A 24239-nucleotide genomic window follows, 5' to 3' on the forward strand; every position below is an offset into this window, starting at 1 on the left:
TATCATTTCCTTTATTCGTAAGGTGGTAGCCAATTAGGATCGAGAAGTTCTTCTAAACTGTAGGGACAAATATCAGGAAAGTTGACTTTATTATCAGTTTTTTGACGAACATATCGCACGGACTCAAAGTAAATTTGCTCAAATTCCTGTTCTAGATATTTACGAAGATTTGTAGTTAAATAGCGCTTTAACTGATATTGAAAACTGACTATCTCTGCTTGCCAATGAGCTTGATTATATTTTCTTTCACTTGTCCAAAATTGTAATAATAAACAATGTCTAATAATTTGCTGTAAAAAACTAGCAACACGAAACTTTTTCTCGTTTCCCAAGTCTTCTAACTCCTCGATCAAGTTTTCTAAATCTAAAGCGTCAAATTTTTTCGCCTTGAGCAGTTCAATGGTTTCTTCTAACCAGAGAGAATCATCAATTTCGTAGAGAGTTTTTAAGTCGGGAATAACAGTCATTTTTTATCTCCTTTATTTGTAAGGTGGTAGCCAATTAGGAGCGAGCAGTTCTTCTAAACTGTAGGGACAAGTATCAGGAAAGTTGACTTTATTATCGGTTTTTTGACGAAGATAGCGAAGGGCTTTTTCATAAATAGTTGCCAAATTATGTTCTAGATAATTTCTTAAATTAGTCGTCAAATAAGTATTAAGTTCATCTTTAAAATTGATAATTTCTGAACGCCAATGAGCCTGATTATATTCTCTTTCACTTGTCCAAAATTGTAATAATAAACAATGTCTAATAATTTGCTGTAAAAAACCAGCAACACGAAACTTCTTCTCGTTTCCCAAATCTTCTAACTCCTCGATCAAGTTTTCTAAGTCTAGCGCTTCAAAATTTTTCGCCTTGAGCAGTTCGATAGTTTCTTCTAACCAGAGAGAATCATCAATTTCGTAGAGAGTTTTTAAGTCTAGAATAACAGTCATTTTTTATCTCCCCTAGAATTGGCAATAGTGACCAGTTAAACCGATCACTAAAGCTTTTTTACTGTTTATATACTAGATAATTTTAGCGGAGCGCAGACCGAAAAAGAGACCGAGGGCAATTCCGGTAAAAACGATCAGATAACCCGCCAAAGCAGCAACAGCTAACACAGACATGGTGAAAATCTCCCAAGTAATTTAATCTTTTTTAGCATTGTACCGTTATTCTTGCCCTTCCCCTTCCTCGTCTTCTATATCTTCCCCAAAGCGCTGCTGGGGGGGGATTGCGGCGACAATTGCCTCGATTACCTTGCCGACTGGAACAATTTCTAAGCCCACATCTTCGGGATAAACTTGACCTCTAGGGACAATCGCCCGTTTAAAGCCCAATTTAGCCGCTTCTTTTAATCTTAGTTCCATTTGCGACACTAGGCGCACTTGTCCGCCTAATCCCACTTCCCCGATTAAGACTGTGCGCGGATCCACGACTCGATCGCGAAAACTGGCGACAACAGCGATCGCAACTCCCAGATCCGCCGCCGGTTCTTCCACTCCCAACCCTCCTGCGGAGGCAACATAGGCATCTAATTTCGATAAAGGAATGCCGACGCGCTTTTCTAAAACGGCGAGAATTTGCTGTAATCGGTTGTATTCTATGCCCGTGGTCGATCTTCGCGGGGAAGCGTAGCTGGTGGGGCTAACTAATGCCTGTAACTCCACCACAATCGGGCGTGTACCTTCACAGGCTACCACCGTCGCCGTACCAGGGGAAAATTCGTCGCGATTGCCTAAAAACAATTCTGAGGGGTTTTCCACTTCCACCAAACCGTGATCCACCATCTCGAAAATACCGATCTCATGGGTTGCCCCAAAACGGTTTTTCACGGATCTTAAGAGACGATGGGAGGCATAGCGATCGCCTTCAAAATATAACACCGTATCGACCAAATGTTCCAAAACTCGCGGACCGGCGATCGCCCCTTCTTTAGTAACATGACCGACAATCAATAAAGTAATATTCTCCCGTTTTGCCACCTGCATCAAGGCGGAGGTACATTCGCGAACTTGGGCGACAGATCCCGGTGCGGAAGTTAACGCCCCAAAATAAAGAGTTTGAATACTGTCAATTACCGCCACCTGTGGGCGTAGAGATTCTAATTCTCGCAAAATTTCCTCTAAATCTGTTTCTGGCAGAACGTAGAGATGATTATCGAGTTCTGCGGTTGATTCAGAGGCTTTTTTCTCCTTGCCATTGCCGTTATTTTCCGACTCCACGGCAACCACTCCCACCCCCAAACGGGCAGCCCGCAGTTTAATCTGTTGTCCCGATTCTTCGGCGGAAACGTAGAGGATGCGCGGTAATCTTTGGGCGAGTTGGTTGGTGACTTGCAGTAAAAGCGTCGATTTGCCGATGCCCGGATCGCCGCCGATTAGTACAAGAGAACCGGGGACGATGCCACCACCGAGAACGCGATCAAATTCCCCGTAACCGGAGGGAAAACGTTCCTGTTCATACTGGGTAATTTCCGAGAAGCGAACCGAGATGCGCGGCTGGGGGTTGCGTTGCCCTTTGCCGTTATTTGGGCGACTATTTTGCCATCCTGGGCGATTTACCGCCGGATTATTGCCACCAGCTACCACTTGTTCTTCTAGCGTCCCGTAGGTGTCACAACTGGGGCATTTTCCCAACCATTGGGGAGATTCCGCCCCACAAGCACTACAGATATATATTGTTCGCGATTTCGCCATGTTTTTTAAGAAAAGTTGAAGAAAAGCGGTTTGAGGATCAATTCTCTTGTCAAATTTAATTAAGTATGATATAGGGGAAGCAAGACCCTAAAGTTATTGATAATTGCCATAAAAGAAATAAAATAGGAAATTTAGGCTTAATGATAACGGCAAAAGGATATTCTATAAACAGGAACGCTCGTTATTTAACTTTAAAATTCATCACACTATTTAACTAAGGAGTGTTAATTCAGTTGGAGAACCAGAAGGAAAAAATTCTCGTTGTTGATGATGAAGCCAGCATCCGTCGTATCTTAGAGACTCGTTTGTCGATGATTGGTTATGAAGTCGTCACCGCCGCCGACGGCGAGGAAGCTTTAGAAACCTTCCGCACCGCCGAACCCGATTTAGTGGTTTTGGATGTGATGATGCCGAAATTAGACGGTTACGGTGTCTGTCAGGAACTCCGCAAAGAATCGGATATTCCTATCATTATGTTAACGGCTTTGGGGGATGTGGCCGATCGAATTACCGGGCTAGAATTGGGTGCCGATGACTATGTAGTTAAACCTTTTTCTCCCAAAGAACTCGAAGCGCGGATTCGTTCGGTGTTGCGTCGGGTAGAGAAAAATGGCGTCCCGGGGATTCCCAGTTCTGGTGTGATTCATATCGGTTCAATTAAAATCGATACCAATAAACGCCAAGTTTATAAGGGGGATGAACGCATCCGTCTGACCGGTATGGAATTTAGTTTACTAGAATTATTGGTCAGTCGATCGGGAGAAGCTTTTTCGCGCTCGGAAATCCTTCAGGAAGTTTGGGGTTATACCCCCGAACGTCATGTGGATACGCGGGTGGTAGATGTGCATATTTCCCGTTTACGAGCCAAATTAGAGGATGATCCCAGCAATCCTGAGTTAATTCTCACCGCTAGAGGTACAGGCTATCTTTTTCAACGTATTCTAGAACCAGACGAGGAATAGTTCTCAGCTATGGCACAAGCTGATCCCAATCGTATTTTAAGACTGTTACCCCTGTTCGCCGGCATCGTCGGGGGTACGGTATTAATGTTTAATCGTTTTGCCACTGCCGATTTAACCCCATCGCAAGCGCGTTCCGATGTGATGGGAGTGATTTTGAGTGGGGTTTTAATTTTGGTGGGTTTAATCTGGCAAAGAGTTCAACCCCGCTTACCGGATGCTGTGGAATTAATCGGGCGCGAAGGCCTGGAATTTGCCCCAGATTTGCCAGAACCGGTTAAAATTGAGCTTGCTTGGGCTTCCCATTTACTTTTAACTAACACCGTGACAAAATCTCTGATCGTTTATTATCGGGGAGAAGTTTTATTACGTCGCGGTATCCTAAGGGAGAATTCTGAAGTTAAAGTTAGTAATATTATCAAAAGAGTTTTAGAAACCGGTAAAGCCGTTTATTTAGTTAATTTAAATTTATATCCCGCTAAAATCGAGTTTGACTATTTGCCAGAAAACACCCAAGGCTTAATCTGTCAACCCATCGGTAAGGAAGGGGTGTTAATTTTGGCGGCAAATGCGCCGCGCAGTTATACTAAACAAGATGAAATTTGGATCGAGGGAATTGCTGATAAATTAGCCGACACTTTCAGTCAGTTTTAGACGATTTCAGTAAGATTTAAGAATTTGGTTAAGATGAGAGTAAACAGTTAGCGATCGACCTGTAGCTACAGCAGTTAAGCTTTTACGCATTTAAGTTACATTGACAGCATTACCCTTATTTTTAAGTTTTCTACTCCATTTAATAATCAATCCCCCTTCATTTAAAAGCTGATTGACTACTTTTTCCAGTTCTTCTTTATTTTCAAATTCTCGATTAGCTATGTATTCTTTAGCGGAATGCCATACTAATTCTATTAGGTTGTAATCTGGACTATAAGCTGGTAAAAACTCTAGCCTAATATTGGGCAACTCTTTTTCCACCTGCTCAATAACATCTTTCTTTTTGTGATAACTAGCATTGTCTAATATAATGATAATCTTCGGTCCCTTTTCTCGAAAATCTTCGGGCAGATTTCCCAAGTTTATCCATTCTTGACGAATCTCTTCATGAAGTTTCTTTAATTGTTCATGGAAAGTTTCTGAATTTCCTTTTTTGATCATAAAACAGACTCGTTTCTTATCATTATATCTTAAGGCTCCCATCACATTCACCCTTCCTCTTTTTCTTTGCCCATTCACTTTTTTTCGCTTTCCTTTTTTTGTCCAAGCTCTCCTTCTTATTACTCTCAAACTAAATCCACACTCATGAGGGGCTGTGTGGCGAACCTGCGTCGCCACCTTGAAAGCCCCGTCCCAAAACCATACCTGGATTGACTCTGGCTTTTCTTTAGCCAACCTTAAATATTCATCTAATTTTTCTTTAAATGCTTTTCTTAATTTCTTGTCTTGCTTATCTTCTAGACTATATTTCGCCCAGATATACACATACTTTTTTCTTCTCAATATTCTTCTCACTTGCGAGCCACTCAGTTTAATTCCTGTTTCCTTTTCTAGATGCTCTGCTAATCTTGCTGCTGTCCATCTCCCGAATTCATATCCAAATTCCTTCGGGTCTTCATCAACTATTTTCAATAGTAAATTAATATATTCCTCTGTGGCTTTTTTATGATTTCCATTTTTTCTCCCATCTTCTAGACTTTCTAAATTGTTAGGATCGCCGTGAACACACCAAGGGGCGACCGTTTTGAGTGAACAGCCAATAAACTCAGCTATTTCTCGTTGAGTTTTTCCGTCGTTTAGCAAGAGAAACATTAAAATTCTTTCCCTAACCTCTGCTCTTTCTTCTTCTTTAAGAGCTTTTTGTAAGTTTTTCTTTTCTTCTAAGTCTAGGAAATCTTTGGCTGGCATAAGTAGGATTTTTCTCAAGTTACTATTTCTATTTTAGGTGGTTTAAGTGCGTTTTAGCTTATCTCAATGGTGAGATAGCTATACTTTGCCGGCGGCGATCGAAGCTTTTAAAAATCGTTGACTGATGCCAAATCCTTTTTTAATAGTGTGATTAACTGTCAATCCAATCTTCAAAACCCAGTTGACAAAATGAAGCTAAAAAATCGGGATTTTAAACCGATAAGCTCTGAGGATTTCGTTTTATCCAGAACTGAGTTAACCTGGCTCTTCGGGAATTGTTATGCAAATAATTAACTTAAAATAAAATTCGATGAGAGCACCTACGCTCAAAAGTAGCTGAAATCCATACAGGGAAGGACTTAAGGCACAAACAGGTTAATACCAAAAGATAGACAATTGAGTTAAGATTTGATATAATAGCCAAAAACGAGATTATTTTACTTATGATACTTGACAAATTTTTGAACCTAAAAGGAACCTGTATTCAAGGCTATCTACACCTAGAAAATATCGGTATAGTTTGCCGAATCGAATCGAAAAATCAAAAAGCAACCTGTCCTCGTTGTGGGTTAGAGAGCGATAAACTCCACCAAAATCATCGACATTTAGTCAAAGATTTACCAATCTCAGGTCAACCAGTATACCTACAAGTTAATCGTCGTCAATTTAAGTGCGATAATTGTCAGAAACCCTTGAGCGAAGAGTTAGATTTTGTCGCCAAGAAACGAACCTATACGAAAAGACTAGCCGCAAATATACTCGAACAATTAAAAGAAGGAGATATTTTAAATGTTAGTCGAATAAATGACGTAACGGAAGAAGAGATTCAAAGAATGATAGAGGACATCGCCGAAGAAATTACAGAGCCAGACCTATCGGAATTAAAAAGACTAGGAATTGATGAAATCGCTCTAGTCAAAGGACAAAAAAATTACTGTGCGGTTTTAGTAAATTTAGATACGGGAAAACTAATAGCTATTCTAGAGAAGCGAACACAAGAAGAGTTGAGGGAAACGCTTACTGGGTGGGGAAAAGAGGTGTTAGAGCAAATTGAAGAAGTGAGCATAGACCTTTGGTTGCCCTATAAAAATTTGGTGAAAGAATTGATGCCATCGGCCGAGGTAGTCGCCGATAGATTCCATGTCATGAAACAAATTAATCAAGAGTTAGACGAACAGAGAAGAGCGGAAAAAAGAGCCGTAGAAGCGCAGAAAAATAAAAAACAGAAAGCGGAAAAAGAAGCGAAGCTAGAAGTTTTAAAGCGAAGTCAATATAGCCTGTTAAAAAATGAAGAAGATTTAACGGAACCCCAAAAAATTAAACTAGAAGCTATCAAAGAAAAATTCCCAAATTTGAAAAAGATGCAGGAATTAAAGGAAGAATTCAGAAAGATTTATGAAACCTCAAAGAATCCGACAGAGGGACTGCTATCCATCTCGGAATGGTTGGCAAAATCCTCCAGTGTTTTTACCAAGAGTTGTCAAACAATCCGAAACTGGTTTGGAGAAATCATTAGTTATTTTGAGCGAAGGACAACGAATGGGGTGGTCGAGGGAATCAACAATAAACTTAAACTAATAAAACGGAGAGGCTATGGCTTGAGAAACTTTCGAAATTTTTGGGTTAGAAGTATGTTATCTTGGCATCTTGTATGTTGATTTAGCATAAAGGGTAACGAAGAGCCGTTAACCTACTGTTCACGGCTGAGAAGATTCTAAGAGTGATAACAAGTTTTGACTATGTTCGATATCGTAGGTGACAGATCTTTTATTATTTTTCTTAACTAGGGCTTGCTGAAAATTACTGAAAGCCTTACTAGAAAACGGTTCTGGCACTTTTTTAGCCAAAAAAGTGCCAGAAACAAACGTTGAGAAATCGATCCGAGGGACTCAAAACCCTTGCACTTTCGCTCTTCGGTGGTGATTCGGTAGTAGTGATGGCGGCTTAATCCTTTGCTTTGCTGTGCATTGTAGTCATGGATAAAATACCAAAGGGCTCCCCAACGTGATTCTCCATTTTTTTAGAAGAACTCTTGCAAATTAATTATATGTTATAATGATGGGTTAACTAATTTTCCCCAAAAAATTAGTTAACCAGTACATTAGTCCTGAATGAAAACTTGAAGTTTAACTTTTAACTCAAAACTCTTTAGATATGCTTTAATTTGGTTATCAAAACCTCTTTATTTAAGCGGCACAAACTATCTCAATTTTTATAATTGAGAATAAATTCTCCTTGACTTGATTAATCTTTAGGCAACTTTTAAGAAGCTGCTATACCTATCCCTAACTCACAGTTATAAATAGCCGCCAACAAGTTAACTCTTAAACTATATCTTCGACGACGATTCCGATATTTACAGGATAAGATTTTAAAGATTTTGAGTTTCCTATTTATAGGTTCAATGATAATCCTTTCTTTGGCTAAAGCCTTGTTATACTCTTTTTCTAACTCTGTTAATTTTCTATTTTTCGATTTCTTTTTCGGTGTATAACTATTACTATGGTATGCAGCTATTCCCTGATAACCACTGTCTTCTATGCTGGTAGTTAAAGGATGAAAACGAACTCGACTTTTTTTAAATAAACTAAAATCATGACCTCTACCTTTCCCACAAAAGACACAGATAATTTCCTCGGTAGTTTGATCAGCTACTAATTGGGATTTTAAAGTATGATAACCTCTTTTACCCCCCAAAAAATCTTTCTGTTTCTTTTTGGGGCGTTCAATGGGAGTTTCCGTTACATCCATTACCGTTACGACCGGTATCTCTGCTTGATTTAGTAGAGCTTTTTTTCCTTTTAAACGGAAGTTTCCCGATTGTAAAAGCATTTTTTCCGTCTTATTTACAATCCGACATATAGTTGATTCTGATAGTTACCAGCTTGTACCAATGTGAAAATATGTTCTATATTCTCGCCAATATTCTAACGTTACTAAAACTTGTTCTTCTATAGATAGTTTAGGTTTCGGTCCCCTTTTAGATGGTGAATTAGAGTCGGCTTCAACACTTTTTACTGATTCTACCATCTTTCTATAGGTTTGTTTATACACACCGAAACGGCGTTTGAATTGTTCATCTGATAAGTTTTGATAATCCATAATTTTGCTAATAAACATAGCAAAATTATAGATGATTTCCTGACCTAAGATCACATTTTATTCTTTTTTCCACTTCAATCTAAGAATTGAGAAAAAAGCAAAACCTTATATTATACCATAAAAAAATTATGCAAGAGGTCTAGAGAAAGATAGACTCTCTCTCACCAGCCGAGAAATCCTTTGTCTAAAGGTATTAAGTAGTCATGCAAAATTAATTACCCAAATAAAAAATTAAGAAGTATAATACATAAAAAAACGAAGCAGCAGGAAAATACAATGAGATTGATTAGAGACCTAAACCCCGAGAGCCAGAAAATGCTAGAGAGAATTTATCGAGCTAGTAAACATCATCAAGTAAGAGAGCGAGCGAAATGTATACTCTTAAGTTTTCAGGGAACCACGATAGAAGAATTGAGCGGAATATTTGGAGTTACGAGAAAGACCATCTATAATTGGTTGACGGCCTGGGAAGATAGAAAACTAATTGGTTTTTATAATCGTCGAGGAAGAGGGAGAAAACCTAAATTGACAGGGGAGCATCTCACCTTTGCAATGAGCATAAATACTTAGTGGAAAAATAGGCTTTTCGAGGGTAATTCTTGTTTTAATTCTCCATGTACGCAGTCTTTAAAAGCCTCTATTTCGTTCCAAGACACGATTAAGAGTGGCTTTTAGGCTAAGTATAATTACTTATCGCGTAAGTGAGATGCTCCCAATTGACAAATTGACAGAAGCACAAGGTCAACAAGTTATTGACTGGGTAAAAGAAGAACCGAAAAGCTTAAAAAAAATCCAGATAAAAATTGTAGAAGAAGGGAAATTAACCGTAAGCAAAGACACGATAAAAAGACTCATAAAAAAAATCAACATGAGGTGGAAAAGGGTGAGAAGAGGGGTCGCCAAAACCCCTGATGAGTGGGAGCTTGAGGTCAAACTACCTATTTTAGAAGAACTAAAAAAACAGGAAAAAAGAGGAGAGATTGAGATAGGATATTTGGATGAAATGGGAGGGGATTCAAAGCCTTGTATTCCTGACGCTTGGCAAGAAGAAAAAACCACGATAAAGTTACCACCAATTGAAGGTAAAAGACTAAATATTTTAGGAATAATGAAACGAGATAATCAATTATTTTATGAGACACAGGTCGGAACGGTTACTAGCGAGATAGTTATTAATTTTCTGGATAAATATTGCCAAAATATACAGAAAAAAACTGTCATAATAATTGACCAAGCTTCCATTCATACCAGCGAGGCATTTATGGAGAAACTTGAGGAATGGGAAAAGAAAAACTTGAAAATATTTTGGTTGCCCACTTATTCACCTCATTTAAATTTAATTGAAATATTATGGAGATTTTTAAAATATGAATGGATTGAATTTAGCGCCTATAAAGACCGAAAGAGCCTCCTCGCTTACGTTAAAAAAGTGCTGGACAATTTTGGAGGCGAGTATGTAATTAATTTTGCCTAGGTACTTATTTAATCTTTCAATAGGATTAGTTTGACCAGTTTCTTTTCCGACTGGTCGATGACGTTTACTAGGAATTACTGTCTTATAGGACTCCCAAAAGTCTGTGGAAGCAACAGCGCATTGTCGGTAAACACCTGGTAAACTGGCCCCAAAGTTCGCCAATTCAAAAATGAAACGCATCAACCTCAAGAGTTGACAAAGAAAGGCTCATCAGGTACTGTCTGATCATTAACAAAAACAAATCAGACCCAAAATGAGCCACCAACATCTTAACATAGAACAAAGAAACTTGCTCTACCAACTTAGTCAGGAGGGAAATTTATCTCAACGGCAAATGGCCGTCTGGCTCGGATGTCATCAAAGCACAATATCACGGGAATTAAAAAGGAATCAAAGTTCCCTTGGCTGCTATCTACCTGACACAGCACAAGCTCAAAGCGAGACAAGGCGAAAAAATGCCAAACAACCCTTTAAAAATGTCAGCGAGTCAGCCTTAGAGTTGGTCAAAGAAGGATTGAAAGATTATCATAGTCCCGAACAAATAGCAGGTCGTCTGAAAAGAGCCAGTCAAGAATCTCTCAGTCACGAAACCATCTATCAAATGATCTATCAGAACTATCACGGATGTGGAGAGTACCAGAAATATTTACGCCGGGGGCTTTGTCAAAGAAAGAGTCGAGGCGGAGCAAAAAGTAAGCGTGGAGGGATTCCAGGGCGTGTAGATATCAGCGAGCGACCAGTAATTGCTGACCAGAAAACTGAAATCGGTCATTGGGAAAGTGACACAATGATTGGAGGCAATCATCTAGGAGTTCTCGTTACTCATGTAGATAAAGCCTCGAAATTTTTAGGAGCAGGATTAGCCAAAAACAAAACCGCATCGGAAATCAATAGAGTCACAGAAAAACTTTTTCAAGAGATTCACCCTGACAAAAGAAAAACCTTTACTTGTGACAACGGCAAAGAATTTTGTGGACATCAAGAGTTGAGTCAGAAACTAGGAGCAGATTTTTATTTTGCTACTCCTTATCATTCGTGGGAGAGGGGATTAAACGAGCATACCAAGGGACTGTTAAGACAATTTTTCCCCAAGGGAACGAATTTTAAAATCGTTAAGCCAGAGGAGGTGGAAAGAGCCGTAAACTTGATTAACAATCGTCCTCGAAAATGTCTTGACTATCGTACCCCGAATGAGGTATTCTATAAAGGTAGATCAGACAGTGATGCAATTCAGACTTGAATTGGCCTTGAAAGGTTGCAATTGTTCTAGTTCTTTAGCCAAAACCTTCACCCCTTTTTCATAAGTTCCTTCTACCAAATGCACTAGAGGTTTTATACCCTTCCAAGTCATGTTAGAAGCCCAATTAAGAGCCGCATCAATTGAATCTAAAATTGCCCCATTCCAATAGTTCTCTAAGACGGCCCAACACCGTTCAATGGGATTATATTTACTATGGCATTTGCGGGTAGTAAATGAGCCGTATTTGCCCCTGGGTTTTTTGGGCAAATTCTACCATTCTTTTGATAAATTGAGTGCGGTTGCTGCGAGTGGCGGCTCCTCCATCTAAATCAATGACTAATTCTTCTAAGCCTGGATAGATTGCTTGATTTTCTTGCCACCACAACTCTAAACAATCTGCCACAAAATCTGAGGTTTCAGCCGATTGACCGAAATAAATTGACAGGCGTTCTCCCCTCATATCTAGAATTCCTAAAGGGACTAAAACAGCCCGCCATTCACTATCATGATCATCCGCTTTTAATGGCTCGAGATAGCGGGCTTTACCCTCACGAGACAAATTTCCTATACTTTGCACGGCTATAACTTGCATTTTTTACTCAAGGACAATAATATAGTTTAAGAGTCATAATTAGAAGCAAAGCACTCATTGAAAACATGATTAACCTAGAATTCACCGAAGAAGAAAAGAACTCACTGTATTATGAAAGATTTCATCATCCTCATCCCCGGGTTCAACTGAAGATGGAAGTTCTCTGGTTAAAGAGCCAAAAGATACCGCACAAAAAAATTTGTCAGTTAGCAGGAATCTCGCCAAATACCTTATTAACCTATCTTCGAGATTATGAAGAAGGCGGAATAGAAAAATTAAAAGAAATCAACTTCTATCGCCCTAAAAGTGAATTAGAGTCTCAAAAAGAAACGCTCAAAAAATACTTCGAGAAAAATCCACCAGTCACAATAAATGAAGCTGTATATAGGAGAGAAGAATTGACGGGAATAAAACGAAGTCCTACCCAAGTGAGAAAATTTTTAAAATCAATGGGAATGAAATGTATAAAAGTAGGTTCTCTTCCTTCTAAAGCTGACCGGGATGAACAAGAGGACTACAAAGAAAAAAAGCTAGAACCCAGACTAAATGAGGCTAAAGAAGGAAAAATGGCTGTTTTTTTTGTTGATGCCGCTCACTTCGTCATGGGAGCATTTCTCGGTTTTGTTTGGTGTTTTGAGAGACTTTTCGTTAAGTCACCGAGCGGGCGTAAACGCTTCAATGTTTTAGGAGCATTAAATGCGATAACTCATGAAGTTATTATGGTTACTAATGACACTTATATTACAGCAGCTCAAGTCTGTGAACTTCTTAAAAAAATAGCTGCTTTAGGAATAACTATTCCCATCACTCTAGTATTAGATAATGCCGGGAGCAAGTCAAAGCTGAAGAACAAATAAACTACTTGACAAAAGCATCAATTGGGTATGGGATAGAGAAAAGAGTGGGGAAAAGACAAAAATGACTCCAGAGCAACAACAAGAACTTAACCAACATATTCAAGCGATAGCCAAGATTCTTCATCAGGAAGCTGAGGCTGAAAAAATCCAAACTTTAGAGGGAATAGAGACGACAATAAGAGAACAGACCTGAAAATATATAACTCCGAAACTAGGATTTTTTTTGGTCACAAAAACGACAGGAACTCAAGCCGGGAGACCGAGAAAAATAAAAAGCATCATCGGAGAATTATGCCTGACAGAAAAACAAGCAATCCGTTTAAATATTCCTCGTAATAACCAAATTAGTCCTTACTTAGAACGCTGTTGTTTAAGAGCTAGTGCCAATGTTTCTTATGAAAATGCCGCCAGAGATCTTCAATTTTATACAGGGATGAAGGTCTCGGCTAGGACTCAACAACGATTAGTCCATCGCCACCAATTTGCCGAAGAAGAATCAGGAAACCCCGTTCAAGAAATTAGTCTAGATGGAGGAAAAGTGCGCTTAAGAACCGAAACTAAGGGAGAGGCTTGTATCTGGAAAGATTATCAAGCAATCTGTGTTGATACTTTCCTAAGAAAAGCTTGGTTTGGAGAGAATGAATCGTTAATATATTGGGTTAATCAACAACCTTTATCTGACCCCCTTACCTGTTTGGGAGACGGACATCCCGGTATTGGGAAAATTGTGAAAAATTGGGATTGTCCAGGAGAAAAAAGAGAAATACTTGACTGGTTTCATTTGGTAGAAAATCTTCATAAAGTCGGCGGTTCAGTGAAGAGATTGAAAAAAGCAGCAAGTTTATTATGGCAGGGCAAAATTGAGGAAACAATAGCATTAATCTCTCCTTTAAAAAACGAACGAGCTGAAAATTTCTGTCGTTATTTAGAGATTCATCGTCATCGAATTGTTAATTATAATTACTATCAACAAGAAGAGATTTGCTCTATTGCTTCGGGAGCCGTTGAATCCACGGTTAAACAGATTGACCGACGACTGAAAATTTCTGGAGCCCAGTGGAATGAAGAAAATATCCCTCAAGTGCTTAAACACCGCTGTGCTTACCTAAATAACAGTCTTTAGCTATTGAATAGTATTTATGTTCTGACAAAACTGACTTGCTACTTGCGGGAGCATCTCACCTTTGCAATGAGCATAAATACTTAGTGGAAAAATAGGCTTTTCGAGGGTAATTCTTGTTTTAATTCTCCATGTACGCAGTCTTTAAAAGCCTCTATTGGGACTTAAACGCCAAATAAAGATCAAATCGAGTATAATCGTTAAAGAGTAAGCACTTTACGTTGAAAGATCAGCGATGAAAGAGACAACCCCAGCCGCGATGCCCCCATGCTTTGACCGATGGTGTCGGCGGTTTGACAATTGCTTCAAAAACGAAGCGCAAAAAAACGGCTTCAGACAATATTTAGGAGGATTATTAGGGGAAAGTGAGAGGAAAAACCTCACTCAAATGGCCAATAATGCCGTCGGAGTAGTTTATAACCGATTACATCACTTTTTGACCGAATCTCCCTGGTCAGACCGTCAGGTGAATGAATGTCGGTTGCAAGTGATGAACCAATGCCGCCAGACGCAAATCCCCCGAGGATTTTCCCTGATTGTCGATGACTCAGGACATCGAAAAAGTGGCAATCTGACCGCCGGAGTTGGCAGGCAGTACCTAGGAGAAATTGGCAAGACAGACAACGGAATAGTCGCCGTCACTACCCATCTCTACGACGGCAAAAAAAGTGTCCCCCTAGACATTGAAATTTATCAACCGGCTAGTTCCTTAGCCGAGGGGAAAGAAGACAAAGAATTTAAGAAGAAACCAGAGATAGCGATAGATTTAATTGACCGGAGCTTAACCAGAGGCTATCGACCGAAAATCGTCTTAATAGATGCTGGTTATGGCAACAACACAAATTTTCTCAAAGCCCTGGAAGAAAGAAAGCTAAAATACTTAGGAGGATTGGCAAAAAATCGAAAAGTAATTATTGAAAAAGAAGGGGGTGTGGAAGAAACAATCCAGCTTGAGCAACTAGCAAAAAGCCTATCAGAAAAGGATTGGGAGAAAATCACCCTAAATCTAGATAAAGAAAAAACGGTTTGGGTAGCGGTATTCAGAGCGAAAATATCTCAACTAGAAGGAGAAAGGAACTTGGCGATCGTCATGAATGCAAGTTCAATGGAAAAAGCCACAGAGGTGGACTATTTCATCACCAATGTAGTTGAGGCAGATACAGTAACAGCTTCGTGGATAGTGAGGACTTACACCGAAAGAAATTGGGTGGAAGTATTCTACCGAGAAGCCAAAGGATGGTTAGGGTTAAGGGAATATCAAGTCAGGGATAAACGAAGCTTACTTCGTCATTTTATCCTGGTGTTTTGTGCCTATACATTTATCCTGTGGCATAAGTTAACTGGGGGATTGCAAAGGCAGTGGGCGAATCGACCTTTAAACACTTTTGTGGAAGCCTTGGAAGCTTTTCGGACAGCGATGTCTTTCCGTTTCTTTGAGTGGCTGACCGAGAATCGGGATGTGTTTGCCGCTTACAAAGCCAGTTTAGGCTTTGTTTGGGCTTGAAATTTGTTTAAGTCCCACTATTTCGTTCCAAGACACGATTAAGAGTGGCTTTTAGGCTAAGTATAATTACTTATCGCGTAAGTGAGATGCTCCCCTACTTGCGACTTGCTCCCGATAATGCCCGCTATCAAAAATGTAAAATTGTTGAAGAATTGGCTCTTTCTTTGTCAATAGAGCTACTCTATTTGCCGTCTTATTCGCCTAATCTAAATTTAATTGAAAGGCTGTGGAAATTTGTCAAAAAGAAATGTTTGTATGGTAAATACTATGAAAACTTTTCTGACTTTTCTTCAGCTATTTATGAATGTCTGAATGATGCCCACCTGAAACATAAAAAAGAACTGGATTCCTTGCTCACTCTACGATTTCAGAAGTTTAATAAATCTCAGATTATGAACGTCTAAAGTATATCTTAACTTTAGCTTTGCTATCCAAGGAAATTCTCAAAGATTTAGTCTGGTTGTCAGCGGCTTGATTGGCTTGAGCTACATTGGCAAAAATTGCCTCGGTTTCTGGGATTTTTTTGAGCGGTTTTATTTTTTGTGTTTTTTTTAAACTATAGCCCATTCGATTCAAAATATCTCCAATGGTTTGACGAGAAGGCAATTGTTCATCTCGATAGCCTTTTTCTTCTTTTAATGCCTCTCTTACGGCTCTGGCACTAATTTTTGTCAAAGCAAAAGTTGATTGAAATTGGCTCTTCGGGAATTGTTATGCAAATAATTAACTTAAAATAAAATTCGATGAGAGCGCCTACGCTCAAAAGTATCTGAAATCCATATAGGGAAGGACTTAAGGCACAAACAAGTTAATACCAAAAGATAGACAATCGAGTTAAGATTTGATATAATAGCCAAAAACGAGATTATTTTACTTATGATACTTGACAAATTTTTGAACCTAAAAGGAACCTGTATTCAAGGCTATCGACACCTAGAAAATATCGGTATAGTTTGACCAGTCGAATCGAAAAATCAAAAAGCAACCTGTCCTCGTTGTGGGTTAGAGAGCGATAAACTCCACCAAAATCATCGACATTTAGTCAAAGATTTACCAATCTCAGGTCAACCAGTATACCTACAAGTTAATCGTCGTCAATTTAAGTGCGATAATTGTCAGAAACCCTTTAGCGAAGAGTTAGATTTTGTCGCCAAGAAACGAACCTATACGAAAAGACTAGCCGCAAATATACTCGAACAATTAAAAGAAGGAGATATTTTAAATGTTAGTCGAATAAATGACGTAACGGAAGAAGAGATTCAAAGAATGATAGAGGACATCGCCGAAGAAATTACAGAGCCAGACCTATCGGAATTAAAAAGACTAGGAATTGATGAAATCGCTCTAGTCAAAGGACAAAAAAATTACTGTGCGGTTTTAGTAAATTTAGATACGGGAAAACTAATAGCTATTCTAGAGAAGCGAACACAAGAAGAGTTGAGGGAAACGCTTACTGGGTGGGGAAAAGAGGTGTTAGAGCAAATTGAAGAAGTGAGCATAGACCTTTGGTTGCCCTATAAAAATTTGGTGAAAGAATTGATGCCATCGGCCGAGGTAGTCGCCGATAGATTCCATGTCATGAAACAAATTAATCAAGAGTTAGACGAACAGAGAAGAGCGGAAAAAAGAGCCGTAGAAGCGCAGAAAAATAAAAAACAGAAAGCAGAAAAAGAAGCGAAGCTAGAAGTTTTAAAGCGAAGTAAATATAGCCTGTTAAAAAATGAAGAAGATTTAACGGAACCCCAAAAAATTAAACTAGAAGCTATCAAAGAAAAATTCCCAAATTTGAAAAAGATGCAGGAATTAAAGGAAGAATTTAGAAAGATTTATGAAACCTCAGAGAATCCGACAGAGGGAATGCTATCCATCTCGGAATGGTTGGCAAAATCCTCCAGTGTTTTTACCAAGAGTTGTCAAACAATCCGAAACTGGTTTGGAGAAATCATTAGTTATTTTGAGCGAAGGACAACGAATGGGGTGGTCGAGGGAATCAACAATAAACTTAAACTAATAAAACGGAGAGGCTATGGCTTGAGAAACTTTCGGAATTTTTGGGTTAGAAGTATGTTGTCTTGGCATCTTGTCTGTTGATTTAGCATAAAGGATAACGAAGAGCCTTGAAATTTAGGGTCTGCTTGCGAGTACATCTCCACTAAACTTTTGATGTCTGCCTCTAAGTTTGGTAGCAGTTCCTCCGTTTTTTTTCTCCCCCTAGCACGATAATTATCAACACAAATAATCCCAGTTTCTAGCTCTTTCAATCCCGTTGCTATTGCCTGCCTAGACCATCCCAATTCTGTTTCGGCCCGGCGCGGCGAAGAGTTAAAATAGTCTATAGTTACTTGCGCCATAAAAGCCCTTTTCTTAAAACCTGTCAGCTTTTTTGCCGCATCTTTCAAGCTTGATTTGATTTTTTCAGTCAGTTCAGTTACCATAGTTGAGAGTGGGAGTAACAAGTTGCTTCTCTAGTCTAGATGGTAATTTATTAATACGCAAGTCCCTAAAGGAGTGATGACGCTGGTGGACGAAAATCGTCAAACCCAGTTGATGGAAAAATTGGCTCTTGATTGTAAACGCAGCGGTGGCGGATCGGCGGCGAATACCCTAGTAGCGATCGCTCAGTTGGGGGGTAAAGGTTTCTATTCCTGTAAAGTGGGCAATGACGAATTAGGTAAGTTTTATCTGCAAGATCTGCGGGCCTGTGGTTTGCATAAGCTAAACGGCTTTTACTTCGGATCACCGATATAGACTCCAAAAGGGTTATAGCTGTTGGATCATGCAGGTTAAGCGCCGTTTAGCTTACCAATGAACACGGTGGCGAAAAAGAGGTGGGAATCACGGGAAAATGTCTAGTTTTCGTGACTCCCGATGCCGATCGCACCATGAATACTTTTCTCGGCATCACCGGGGAAATTTCCGAACGAGAATTAGTACCTTCAGCGATCGTTAATGCCGATTATCTCTATCTCGAAGGTTATCTCGTCACCTCTCCCACTGCCAAAGCTGCCGCTATTAAAGGGCGAGAAATTGCTCAGGCTGCTGGAGTCAAAACCGCTTTATCCCTGTCGGATCCCAATATGGCGATCTTCTTCCGGGAGGGATTACTGGAAATGATCGGAACGGGGTTAGATTTCGTTTTCGCTAATGAGTCGGAAGCTTTGACTATACTTTGCACGGCTACAACTTGCATTTTTTACTCAAAGACAATAATATAGTTTAAGAGTCATAATTAGAAGCAAAGCACTCATTAAAAACATGATTAACCTAGAATTCACGGAAGAAGAAAAGAACTCACTGTATTATGAAAGATTTCATCATCCCCATCCCCGGGTTCAACTGAAAATGGAAGTTCTCTGGTTAAAGAGCCAAAAGATACCGCACCAAAAAATTTGTCAGTTAGCAGGAATCTCGCCAAATACCTTATTAACTTATCTTCGAGATTATCAAGAAGGCGGAATAGAAAAATTAAAAGAAATCAACTTCTATCGCCCTAAAAGTGAATTAGAGTCTCAAAAAGAACCGCTCAAAAAATACTTCGAGAAAAATCCACCAGCCACAATAAATGAAGCTGTATATAGGAGAGAAGAATTGACGGGAATAAAACGAAGTCCTACCCAAGTGAGAAAATTTTTAAAATCAATGGGAATGAAATGTATAAAAGTAGGTTCTCTTCCTTCTAAAGCTGACCGGGATGAACAAGAGGACTACAAAGAAAAAAAGCTAGAACCCAGACTAAATGAGGCTAAAGAAGGAAAAATGGCTGTTTTTTTTGTTGATGCCGCTCACTTCGTCATGGGAGCATTTCTCGGTTTTGTTTGGTGTTTTGAGAGACTTTTCGTTAAGTCACCGAGCGGGCGTAAACGCTTCAATGTTTTAGGAGCATTAAATGCGATAACTCATGAAGTTATTATGGTTACTAATGACACTTATATTACAGCAGCTCAAGTCTGTGAACTCCGGTCAAAAATAGCTGCTTTAGGACTAATGATTCCCATCACTCTCGTATTAGATAATGCCCGCTATCAGAAATGTAAAATTGTTGAAAAATTGGCTCTTTATTTGTCAATAGAGCTACTCTATCTACCGTCTTATTCGCCTAATCTAAATTTAATTGAAAGGCTGTGGAAATTTGTCAAAAAGAAATGTTTATATGGTAAATATTATGAGAACTTTTCTGACTTTTCTTCAGCTATTTATGAATGTCTGAATGATGCCCATCTGAAACATAAAAAAGAACTGGATTCCTTGCTGACTCTACGATTTCAGAAGTTTAATAAATCTCAGATTATGAACGTCTAAAGTATATTTCCGGCAGCGAGGAAATTGAGTCAGCGATCGCCTATTTTAAAACCATTGCCCAAGGATTCGCTATCACCCGGGGTGCCAATGGTTCTTTGATCTATCTGAACTTCCCCCGTATAAACATACTAGCTATGGCTAAAAGTCTTACAGAGCCTGAGTTAAAGCAATATAATACTAATGGACTACTGGACACAAAATCCTGAAGTCCTTACGCAGATAGGGTTTGAGGCAAAATTTTTCAAATTTGACCTTTCGACCATTATAGCTTGTTTCGGGGCAGAAAACCATCAAAAACATGGCTACAGAGGGAATCGCTGACTCTAGAGATTAATGACACTATCTGTTACCATCAGGTTAGCGATCACTATACAGCCAACTCTACGGAATCGCTCTACTTCAGATACAGTCAACGGTACAGCCATTTTCAAGCGAAAAATGTACCCAGTAGCCTCTTTTCAATTTTTTCTGAGAAGCTCCATGCAGTAAGGGTTTTGTTAATTTTTTAGTATTTCTGTATGGGGGAAGTCCAGATCTATGATGGCGAAAATCTCCTGGAAATTGACCCCCATCCCGTACAGGCGATCGATACCGTCGGTGCGGGGGATATGTATGCAGGTGCGTTTCTCTACGGTATTATACCATTTTTCAAAAAGTATGTCATACTTGGTAAAGGTATAGTTTGTGTGGTAAAAAGGCAATGAGTGGAGTCCCTAATATTAATGTTGCTGAGTCAGTAGAAGACTTAAAATCCTTGTTGAAGCAACAAGTAACCTCTTTAAACTTTGCTAAAGTACAATCCCTGTATCTACTAAAAATTAAGGAGGTAGAAACGGTTCGTCATCTCGCCGTGTTAATAGGACGCTCAGAAAGAACTATTCATCGCTGGTTAAGTTGTTATCGAGAAGGAGGGATAGAAAATCTCTTGTCAGAACCAGAAAAACTGGGAAGACCCAAAAAGATTTCAGTGGAAGAAGCCGCTCTAATTCAGAATGAATTAAAAGACCCAGAAGGATTTCAAAGTTATAAAGAAATTCATTTTTGGGTATCAATTATTTTAGAAATACCCACCAGTTATATAACTGTTTACCGTCTCGTAAGAAATGAATTACAAGCTAAATTAAAAGTGGCTCGACCTCAAAATTTAAAACAATTACCAGGAGAAGTAAAAATATTCCAAAATAATCTATCTGAACAGCTACAAGCTTTACTAGAAAAGGAATCTGAAAAAGTTAGTCAATATTTAAAAGTCCGCTTCTGGTGTCAAGATGAAAGTCGCTTCGGCTGTCATACCATTGTCAGAGATAAAATAACAATTAAAGGCATAAAGCCCCTTGGTAATTTTCAGTATAATTTTCAATATCTCTGGCTCTATGGTTTAATAGAACCTCGAACAGGTAGCAGTTTTTTCTATGAATTTTCTCATTTAGATGGGGAATGTTTTAATCAATATTTAACGCTTTTTTCTCAAGCTTTTTCTGAGGAATTACATATTATTCAATTAGATAATGCTCCCGCACATACGGCGACCGACCTAGAAATACCTGATAATATTATCCTATTTTATCAACCTCCCTATTGTCCAGAAGTAAATCCAATTGAGAGAGTTTGGCTATATTTGAAAAACCTATTGGCCTGGGGCAATTTTAACTCCCTTGATAACTTAAGAAGTAAACTTTACCATCTTTTAAATTCTCTATCCAATGACACGATCGGGTATTTGACGGGATGGTCTTGGATTTTAGAAGCTCTATGTCTGTCAGGAATTTAGAAAAATGGTATTACCCACGGTATGGGTTACAAAGGAGCGGGAAATCTCGCTTCTCTAGCGGCTGCCCGGGTGGTTTCTACTTTTGGAGCGCGTTTACAAACCGAGGAAATTCAATCCCTGCGCGATTTGATCGTTTTGGGATAGGTTTTGTCAGTGATCAGCTTGTAGTCAGTAGTCAGGTTTTTTCTCCCTGCTCCCTGCTCATAGACAGTCTTAACGAGTAATTTAGATAGTTAGACTAAATCCTGTTTAAAGAGTATAGGAGAGCGGGGAGAAGGGAGCGGGTTTTTGGTTCTTCGTTACTTAGTATGGTTCGATATGGGGGCATAAATCGACTGAATCCTTATCTGGCAAGAGATTTAATTGATTAGTTCGCTCTAGATCGAAACCAATTAACAAAAATCGCAGCCATGTCTTTCTCTATAAGAGTTTCATTCCTTATAACCCTGTACGTTGCACAAGACAAACCGAAGAGCCGGGTTTTTCAAGTTGGATTGGGGGTTAATCATGCTATTAAAAACCGATTCAGTATAACGGTCTAGTTCAGCCGCCGCAGATAACCTGTAATTTTTATAGGTATTTTTTGTGAAGTCGTCTCCAACGCAGTGTTAGACGGCACTTACTTTGCGGATTTCTACGCTGCCTTCTTCAAATACTTGAACCGTGAGTTGATAGCCTTCCATTAATAACATTCCAACTAGAGGTTCCGAATCAGCTTCATCAATTGGGATAGTCAGATAATCTCCATCCCAAATTACGAGAGCTTCATAGACATTAAAAACGCATTCGCTACCATCACCGAGAATAGCACGTCCTCGTCTTTTCCATTTCAGGTTTAGCTGATCGATTAGGTCTGGTGGCAATGAAAGCCAACCATTAAAACCTGTATCAACGATCGCATCTTGCGCGTAAATATTTCCTTCAGAGTCACAAGATCGAAAGTGAAATAATCGCCTCAAAATCCGCGTTAACGATTCCGGCGATCATACTAATCTCTTTGTCCGTCCACCAAATCGGCGAACATAGCGAGAACCGACTCGAACAATCCAGATTTGAGCATCTGGGTGACGGGCTTCGAGTCTATTGCAAGCAGATATTTCACGCGCATCAATTTCAAAGTCGCCAGTTTCAAGGTCAATTGCTACAATTTTGCCCTGATTACCCAATTCGACTTGTGGACGTATTTGAGTTTGATAAATCAGATCGCCACGCTGGGCAAATTCTTCTTTGCTATAGCGGGGTTGTCGGACTGTCATAGGATTGATCTTGTTGCAACTTTTGCCCCTCTATTTTAACCTAAACATTGGGAATCTTCGCTAACATTCCCCAACTGGTCCCACAAGAGCGGCATCGCACTTAAACCCACAGTTTCAATCAATGGGCATGGTGCGTTCCCCAAAATCGATCGCTGGAGCAGTGGGACTTGCATTAGGGAACGCACCCTACAAGATCGGCGATCGCTGCGGTTAGAGCAAGCTTTAGCTGTGTGGCGACCCCAGGCGGGTTATGCTGCAGGTTTATTGCTGAAATCCTTGCTGGACAAGTCCCATCAGTGGTGGTATTTCCTCGAGCATCCTCAAGTCTCTCCCGATCATAACCGAGCCGAGCGTTCTCTGCGTTTGGGAGTAACTAAGCGCAAGATAGCTGGTGGTTCTCGCTCCTTCAGTGGCTTTGTTGATACTGCCCGTTTATTGACCGTGATTCAGTCTTGTCGCGCCCAAGGCCGTTCGGTTTTAACTTTCTTCCGTCAGGCTTTGGCCTCTGTCCATCACCCCTTGAATACGGTTGTCTCTCTTATCCCCACTGCTGATTTTTCTCTCTTTGTCAACCCCTAGACCTGAATAGTTACAAAATGAGTTTTCGCTGACTTCACTTTCTCGCTTTGACGACCCCGAAAATATTAAAGTTATCCATCTGTACCTGGAAATCTTGAAAACCCGCATCAGTTGCCCATGCTTCGGTTAATTCTAGCGGTCTCAGGCGCATCACCCAAGGTTTACCTGTATGAGAATTTAATACCCTGGCAATAAACTCTAATTGGGGGTGGTAGGGTTGAATGGTAAAAATGAGCGTCCCGCCTGGTTCAAGAAGACGATATAATTGCTGGAAATGCTGACGAATTAACTCATTATCTGGTAATATTTCGTGGAGTCCCGAGACGACAATTAAATTAGGCGGTGGTAAGACCCGGTTTAAGTCGTCATCGTTAAAAGCGTCAGCTTGTTCGATAGTTGCTGATACGCCAAGGTGGAGAGCTAATTCTTGCGCTTTTTGCACATTTTCTGCCTTGTAATCTCGCAATAAAGCATTCACTGCACCACCCGAAAAATCTAGCAAAACTTCCAAGTCATAGCGGCCACCACCACAAGCAACATCGAGGAGGTTAGTTGTTACCCCTTGCTCAAAATTATCTTGGATAACTTGACGCAATACGCTTTTCAGAATTTCCCCACGTTGACGGATTCCCTGCCATCCCTGGGAGTCGAGATAAACACGGTCAATTATCTTGCCAAACCAGGTAAGGGACTTCCAGAGAATAAAATACCCAACAAAAAAATAGAAAAGTGTTTTTTTGAAAAAGTAATTATTTTTGTCTAGGAAAACAAAGAGTCTCCCATTACAACCTATTTTTCCGAAAAAATAGGCAGCACAAACTCTTATACTTCCGAGCTTTTTCGAGTATAACAAGGACAAGTTAAAGAATCAAAGACAGTTTTTAGCTAACCATCTTAGTTAAC

21 protein-coding genes and 11 pseudogenes are annotated in these 24239 nt (G+C 39.6%); 18 read left to right on the forward strand and 14 right to left on the reverse strand.

Annotated elements, in window-relative coordinates; translation table 11 throughout:
• Positions 1-11: 11 nt before the first annotated feature.
• From MAE_RS09660 to radA, 4 genes are all read right to left on the reverse strand, one after another.
• On the reverse strand, positions 12-467 hold the full coding sequence (locus MAE_RS09660) for a DUF29 domain-containing protein (RefSeq protein ID WP_002796852.1): 456 nt from the start codon (positions 465-467) through the stop codon (positions 12-14).
• Positions 468-479: 12 nt separating this feature from the next.
• A complete protein-coding gene (locus tag MAE_RS09665; protein ID WP_002796850.1) occupies positions 480-935 on the reverse strand; it encodes a DUF29 domain-containing protein in 456 nt (151 codons plus the stop codon).
• 72 nt (positions 936-1007) lie between these two features.
• Positions 1008-1109 (reverse strand): cytochrome b6-f complex subunit PetL, encoded by a 102-nt coding sequence (gene petL / locus MAE_RS09670; RefSeq protein WP_002752397.1) that lies wholly within the window; start codon positions 1107-1109, stop codon positions 1008-1010.
• A gap of 45 nt (positions 1110-1154) precedes the next feature.
• On the reverse strand, positions 1155-2681 hold the full coding sequence (gene radA, locus MAE_RS09675; RefSeq protein ID WP_002796849.1) for a DNA repair protein RadA: 1527 nt from the start codon (positions 2679-2681) through the stop codon (positions 1155-1157).
• A gap of 233 nt (positions 2682-2914) precedes the next feature.
• On the opposite strand from radA, the gene rpaB reads away from it, so the two are divergent.
• A complete protein-coding gene (rpaB, locus tag MAE_RS09680) occupies positions 2915-3643 on the forward strand; it encodes a response regulator transcription factor RpaB (protein ID WP_041804658.1) in 729 nt (242 codons plus the stop codon).
• Between the two features lie 9 nt (positions 3644-3652).
• Positions 3653-4294 (forward strand): cofactor assembly of complex C subunit B, encoded by a 642-nt coding sequence (locus MAE_RS09685; RefSeq protein WP_002796847.1) that lies wholly within the window; start codon positions 3653-3655, stop codon positions 4292-4294.
• Between the two features lie 90 nt (positions 4295-4384).
• Here the strand turns inward: MAE_RS09685 and MAE_RS09690 are convergent, their stop codons facing one another.
• Complete coding sequence (locus MAE_RS09690) at positions 4385-5542, reverse strand: IS630-like element ISMae23 family transposase (protein ID WP_012265412.1); 1158 nt, start codon at positions 5540-5542, stop codon at positions 4385-4387.
• Between the two features lie 443 nt (positions 5543-5985).
• Here MAE_RS09690 and MAE_RS09695 point away from each other — a divergent pair, with 443 nt between their 5' ends.
• Positions 5986-7200 (forward strand): ISL3-like element ISMae36 family transposase, encoded by a 1215-nt coding sequence (locus tag MAE_RS09695; RefSeq protein ID WP_012265414.1) that lies wholly within the window; start codon positions 5986-5988, stop codon positions 7198-7200.
• A 604-nt stretch (positions 7201-7804) separates the two neighbouring features.
• Here the strand turns inward: MAE_RS09695 and MAE_RS09700 are convergent.
• Positions 7805-8662, reverse strand: a pseudogene (locus MAE_RS09700) (IS5 family transposase).
• Positions 8663-8920: 258 nt separating this feature from the next.
• Here MAE_RS09700 and MAE_RS09710 point away from each other — a divergent pair.
• Together MAE_RS09710 and MAE_RS09715 are read left to right on the forward strand one after the other, a co-directional pair.
• Complete coding sequence (locus MAE_RS09710; protein WP_012265417.1) at positions 8921-9214, forward strand: helix-turn-helix domain-containing protein; 294 nt, start codon at positions 8921-8923, stop codon at positions 9212-9214.
• Positions 9215-9365: 151 nt separating this feature from the next.
• Positions 9366-10118 (forward strand): annotated as a pseudogene (locus MAE_RS09715) (IS630-like element ISMae24 family transposase); the annotation flags it as partial.
• A 25-nt stretch (positions 10119-10143) separates the two neighbouring features.
• Here MAE_RS09715 and MAE_RS34500 read toward each other — a convergent pair.
• Positions 10144-10262 (reverse strand): annotated as a pseudogene (locus MAE_RS34500) (ISNCY family transposase); the annotation flags it as partial.
• 109 nt (positions 10263-10371) lie between these two features.
• Between MAE_RS34500 and MAE_RS09720 the strand changes: the two are divergent.
• Positions 10372-11358: an IS30-like element ISMae39 family transposase gene (locus tag MAE_RS09720; RefSeq protein WP_012265332.1), complete on the forward strand. Its 987-nt coding sequence runs from the start codon at positions 10372-10374 to the stop codon at positions 11356-11358.
• Here MAE_RS09720 and MAE_RS36390 read toward each other — a convergent pair.
• The gene (locus MAE_RS36390) at positions 11332-11625 is read right to left on the reverse strand and encodes an ISAzo13-like element transposase-related protein (RefSeq protein ID WP_080506955.1); all 294 of its coding nucleotides are present in this window, start codon (positions 11623-11625) and stop codon (positions 11332-11334) included. The genes MAE_RS09720 and MAE_RS36390 overlap by 27 nt on opposite strands.
• Positions 11570-11950: an ISAzo13-like element transposase-related protein gene (locus tag MAE_RS35680; RefSeq protein WP_012265419.1), complete on the reverse strand. Its 381-nt coding sequence runs from the start codon at positions 11948-11950 to the stop codon at positions 11570-11572. The genes MAE_RS36390 and MAE_RS35680 overlap by 56 nt, the downstream gene beginning before the upstream one ends.
• A gap of 65 nt (positions 11951-12015) precedes the next feature.
• Between MAE_RS35680 and MAE_RS09730 the strand changes: the two are divergent.
• From MAE_RS09730 to MAE_RS09745, 4 genes and pseudogenes are all read left to right on the forward strand, one after another.
• Positions 12016-12777, forward strand: a pseudogene (locus MAE_RS09730) (IS630 family transposase); the annotation flags it as partial.
• 91 nt (positions 12778-12868) lie between these two features.
• Positions 12869-13930: pseudogene (locus tag MAE_RS29155) on the forward strand (ISKra4 family transposase).
• Between the two features lie 232 nt (positions 13931-14162).
• A complete protein-coding gene (locus tag MAE_RS09740) occupies positions 14163-15431 on the forward strand; it encodes an IS701-like element ISMae34 family transposase (RefSeq protein ID WP_012264345.1) in 1269 nt (422 codons plus the stop codon).
• Positions 15432-15535: 104 nt separating this feature from the next.
• Positions 15536-15835, forward strand: a pseudogene (locus MAE_RS09745) (transposase); the annotation flags it as partial.
• Here MAE_RS09745 and MAE_RS09750 read toward each other — a convergent pair.
• Complete coding sequence (locus MAE_RS09750; RefSeq protein ID WP_041803987.1) at positions 15822-16106, reverse strand: ISAzo13-like element transposase-related protein; 285 nt, start codon at positions 16104-16106, stop codon at positions 15822-15824. The pseudogene MAE_RS09745 and the gene MAE_RS09750 overlap by 14 nt on opposite strands.
• A gap of 201 nt (positions 16107-16307) precedes the next feature.
• Here MAE_RS09750 and MAE_RS09755 point away from each other — a divergent pair.
• Positions 16308-17522 (forward strand): annotated as a pseudogene (locus tag MAE_RS09755) (ISL3-like element ISMae36 family transposase).
• On the opposite strand, the gene MAE_RS29160 reads toward MAE_RS09755, so the two are convergent.
• Complete coding sequence (locus MAE_RS29160) at positions 17456-17866, reverse strand: hypothetical protein (RefSeq protein ID WP_174718080.1); 411 nt, start codon at positions 17864-17866, stop codon at positions 17456-17458. The pseudogene MAE_RS09755 and the gene MAE_RS29160 overlap by 67 nt on opposite strands.
• A gap of 61 nt (positions 17867-17927) precedes the next feature.
• Between MAE_RS29160 and MAE_RS09760 the strand changes: the two are divergent.
• The 6 genes and pseudogenes from MAE_RS09760 to MAE_RS31950 all read left to right on the forward strand — a co-directional run.
• Positions 17928-18640 (forward strand): annotated as a pseudogene (locus tag MAE_RS09760) (adenosine kinase); the annotation flags it as partial.
• A 46-nt stretch (positions 18641-18686) separates the two neighbouring features.
• Positions 18687-19730 (forward strand): IS630 family transposase, encoded by a 1044-nt coding sequence (locus tag MAE_RS09765; protein WP_012265427.1) that lies wholly within the window; start codon positions 18687-18689, stop codon positions 19728-19730.
• Positions 19731-19735: 5 nt separating this feature from the next.
• A pseudogene (locus tag MAE_RS36395) lies at positions 19736-19834 on the forward strand (adenosine kinase); the annotation flags it as partial.
• Positions 19835-20263: 429 nt separating this feature from the next.
• Positions 20264-20368, forward strand: a pseudogene (locus MAE_RS31945) (PfkB family carbohydrate kinase); the annotation flags it as partial.
• 62 nt (positions 20369-20430) lie between these two features.
• Positions 20431-21501: an IS630-like element ISMae27 family transposase gene (locus MAE_RS09775; protein WP_012265278.1), complete on the forward strand. Its 1071-nt coding sequence runs from the start codon at positions 20431-20433 to the stop codon at positions 21499-21501.
• A gap of 6 nt (positions 21502-21507) precedes the next feature.
• Positions 21508-21645, forward strand: a pseudogene (locus tag MAE_RS31950) (adenosine kinase); the annotation flags it as partial.
• A gap of 464 nt (positions 21646-22109) precedes the next feature.
• Here MAE_RS31950 and MAE_RS09780 read toward each other — a convergent pair.
• Together MAE_RS09780 and MAE_RS09785 are read right to left on the reverse strand one after the other, a co-directional pair.
• A complete protein-coding gene (locus MAE_RS09780) occupies positions 22110-22364 on the reverse strand; it encodes a hypothetical protein (protein ID WP_012265429.1) in 255 nt (84 codons plus the stop codon).
• Positions 22365-22484: 120 nt separating this feature from the next.
• Complete coding sequence (locus MAE_RS09785; protein WP_002757090.1) at positions 22485-22757, reverse strand: hypothetical protein; 273 nt, start codon at positions 22755-22757, stop codon at positions 22485-22487.
• 228 nt (positions 22758-22985) lie between these two features.
• On the opposite strand from MAE_RS09785, the gene MAE_RS09790 reads away from it, so the two are divergent.
• Complete coding sequence (locus tag MAE_RS09790) at positions 22986-23336, forward strand: IS66 family transposase (protein ID WP_002768794.1); 351 nt, start codon at positions 22986-22988, stop codon at positions 23334-23336.
• Positions 23337-23370: 34 nt separating this feature from the next.
• Here MAE_RS09790 and MAE_RS09795 read toward each other — a convergent pair whose 3' ends face one another.
• Positions 23371-24189: a class I SAM-dependent methyltransferase family protein gene (locus MAE_RS09795; RefSeq protein WP_012265431.1), complete on the reverse strand. Its 819-nt coding sequence runs from the start codon at positions 24187-24189 to the stop codon at positions 23371-23373.
• Positions 24190-24239: the final 50 nt, after the last annotated feature.

The organism is Microcystis aeruginosa NIES-843 (genome assembly GCF_000010625.1).
Lineage (GTDB): Bacteria > Cyanobacteriota > Cyanobacteriia > Cyanobacteriales > Microcystaceae > Microcystis > Microcystis aeruginosa.

What these genes read in the sequence shown, in the direction of transcription:
- MAE_RS09660 (WP_002796852.1), bottom strand. Translation starts at nt 467, where the DNA reads ATGACTGTTATTCCCGACTTAAAAACTCTCTACGAAATTGATGATTCT.
- MAE_RS09665 (WP_002796850.1), bottom strand. Translation starts at nt 935, where the DNA reads ATGACTGTTATTCTAGACTTAAAAACTCTCTACGAAATTGATGATTCT.
- petL (WP_002752397.1), bottom strand. Translation starts at nt 1,109, where the DNA reads ATGTCTGTGTTAGCTGTTGCTGCTTTGGCGGGTTATCTGATCGTTTTT.
- radA (WP_002796849.1), bottom strand. Translation starts at nt 2,681, where the DNA reads ATGGCGAAATCGCGAACAATATATATCTGTAGTGCTTGTGGGGCGGAA.
- MAE_RS09685 (WP_002796847.1), top strand. Translation starts at nt 3,653, where the DNA reads ATGGCACAAGCTGATCCCAATCGTATTTTAAGACTGTTACCCCTGTTC.
- MAE_RS09690 (WP_012265412.1), bottom strand. Translation starts at nt 5,542, where the DNA reads ATGCCAGCCAAAGATTTCCTAGACTTAGAAGAAAAGAAAAACTTACAA.
- MAE_RS09695 (WP_012265414.1), top strand. Translation starts at nt 5,986, where the DNA reads ATGATACTTGACAAATTTTTGAACCTAAAAGGAACCTGTATTCAAGGC.
- MAE_RS09710 (WP_012265417.1), top strand. Translation starts at nt 8,921, where the DNA reads ATGAGATTGATTAGAGACCTAAACCCCGAGAGCCAGAAAATGCTAGAG.
- MAE_RS09720 (WP_012265332.1), top strand. Translation starts at nt 10,372, where the DNA reads ATGAGCCACCAACATCTTAACATAGAACAAAGAAACTTGCTCTACCAA.
- MAE_RS35680 (WP_012265419.1), bottom strand. Translation starts at nt 11,950, where the DNA reads ATGCAAGTTATAGCCGTGCAAAGTATAGGAAATTTGTCTCGTGAGGGT.
- MAE_RS09740 (WP_012264345.1), top strand. Translation starts at nt 14,163, where the DNA reads ATGAAAGAGACAACCCCAGCCGCGATGCCCCCATGCTTTGACCGATGG.
- MAE_RS29160 (WP_174718080.1), bottom strand. Translation starts at nt 17,866, where the DNA reads ATGGTAACTGAACTGACTGAAAAAATCAAATCAAGCTTGAAAGATGCG.
- MAE_RS09765 (WP_012265427.1), top strand. Translation starts at nt 18,687, where the DNA reads ATGATTAACCTAGAATTCACGGAAGAAGAAAAGAACTCACTGTATTAT.
- MAE_RS09775 (WP_012265278.1), top strand. Translation starts at nt 20,431, where the DNA reads ATGAGTGGAGTCCCTAATATTAATGTTGCTGAGTCAGTAGAAGACTTA.
- MAE_RS09785 (WP_002757090.1), bottom strand. Translation starts at nt 22,757, where the DNA reads ATGACAGTCCGACAACCCCGCTATAGCAAAGAAGAATTTGCCCAGCGT.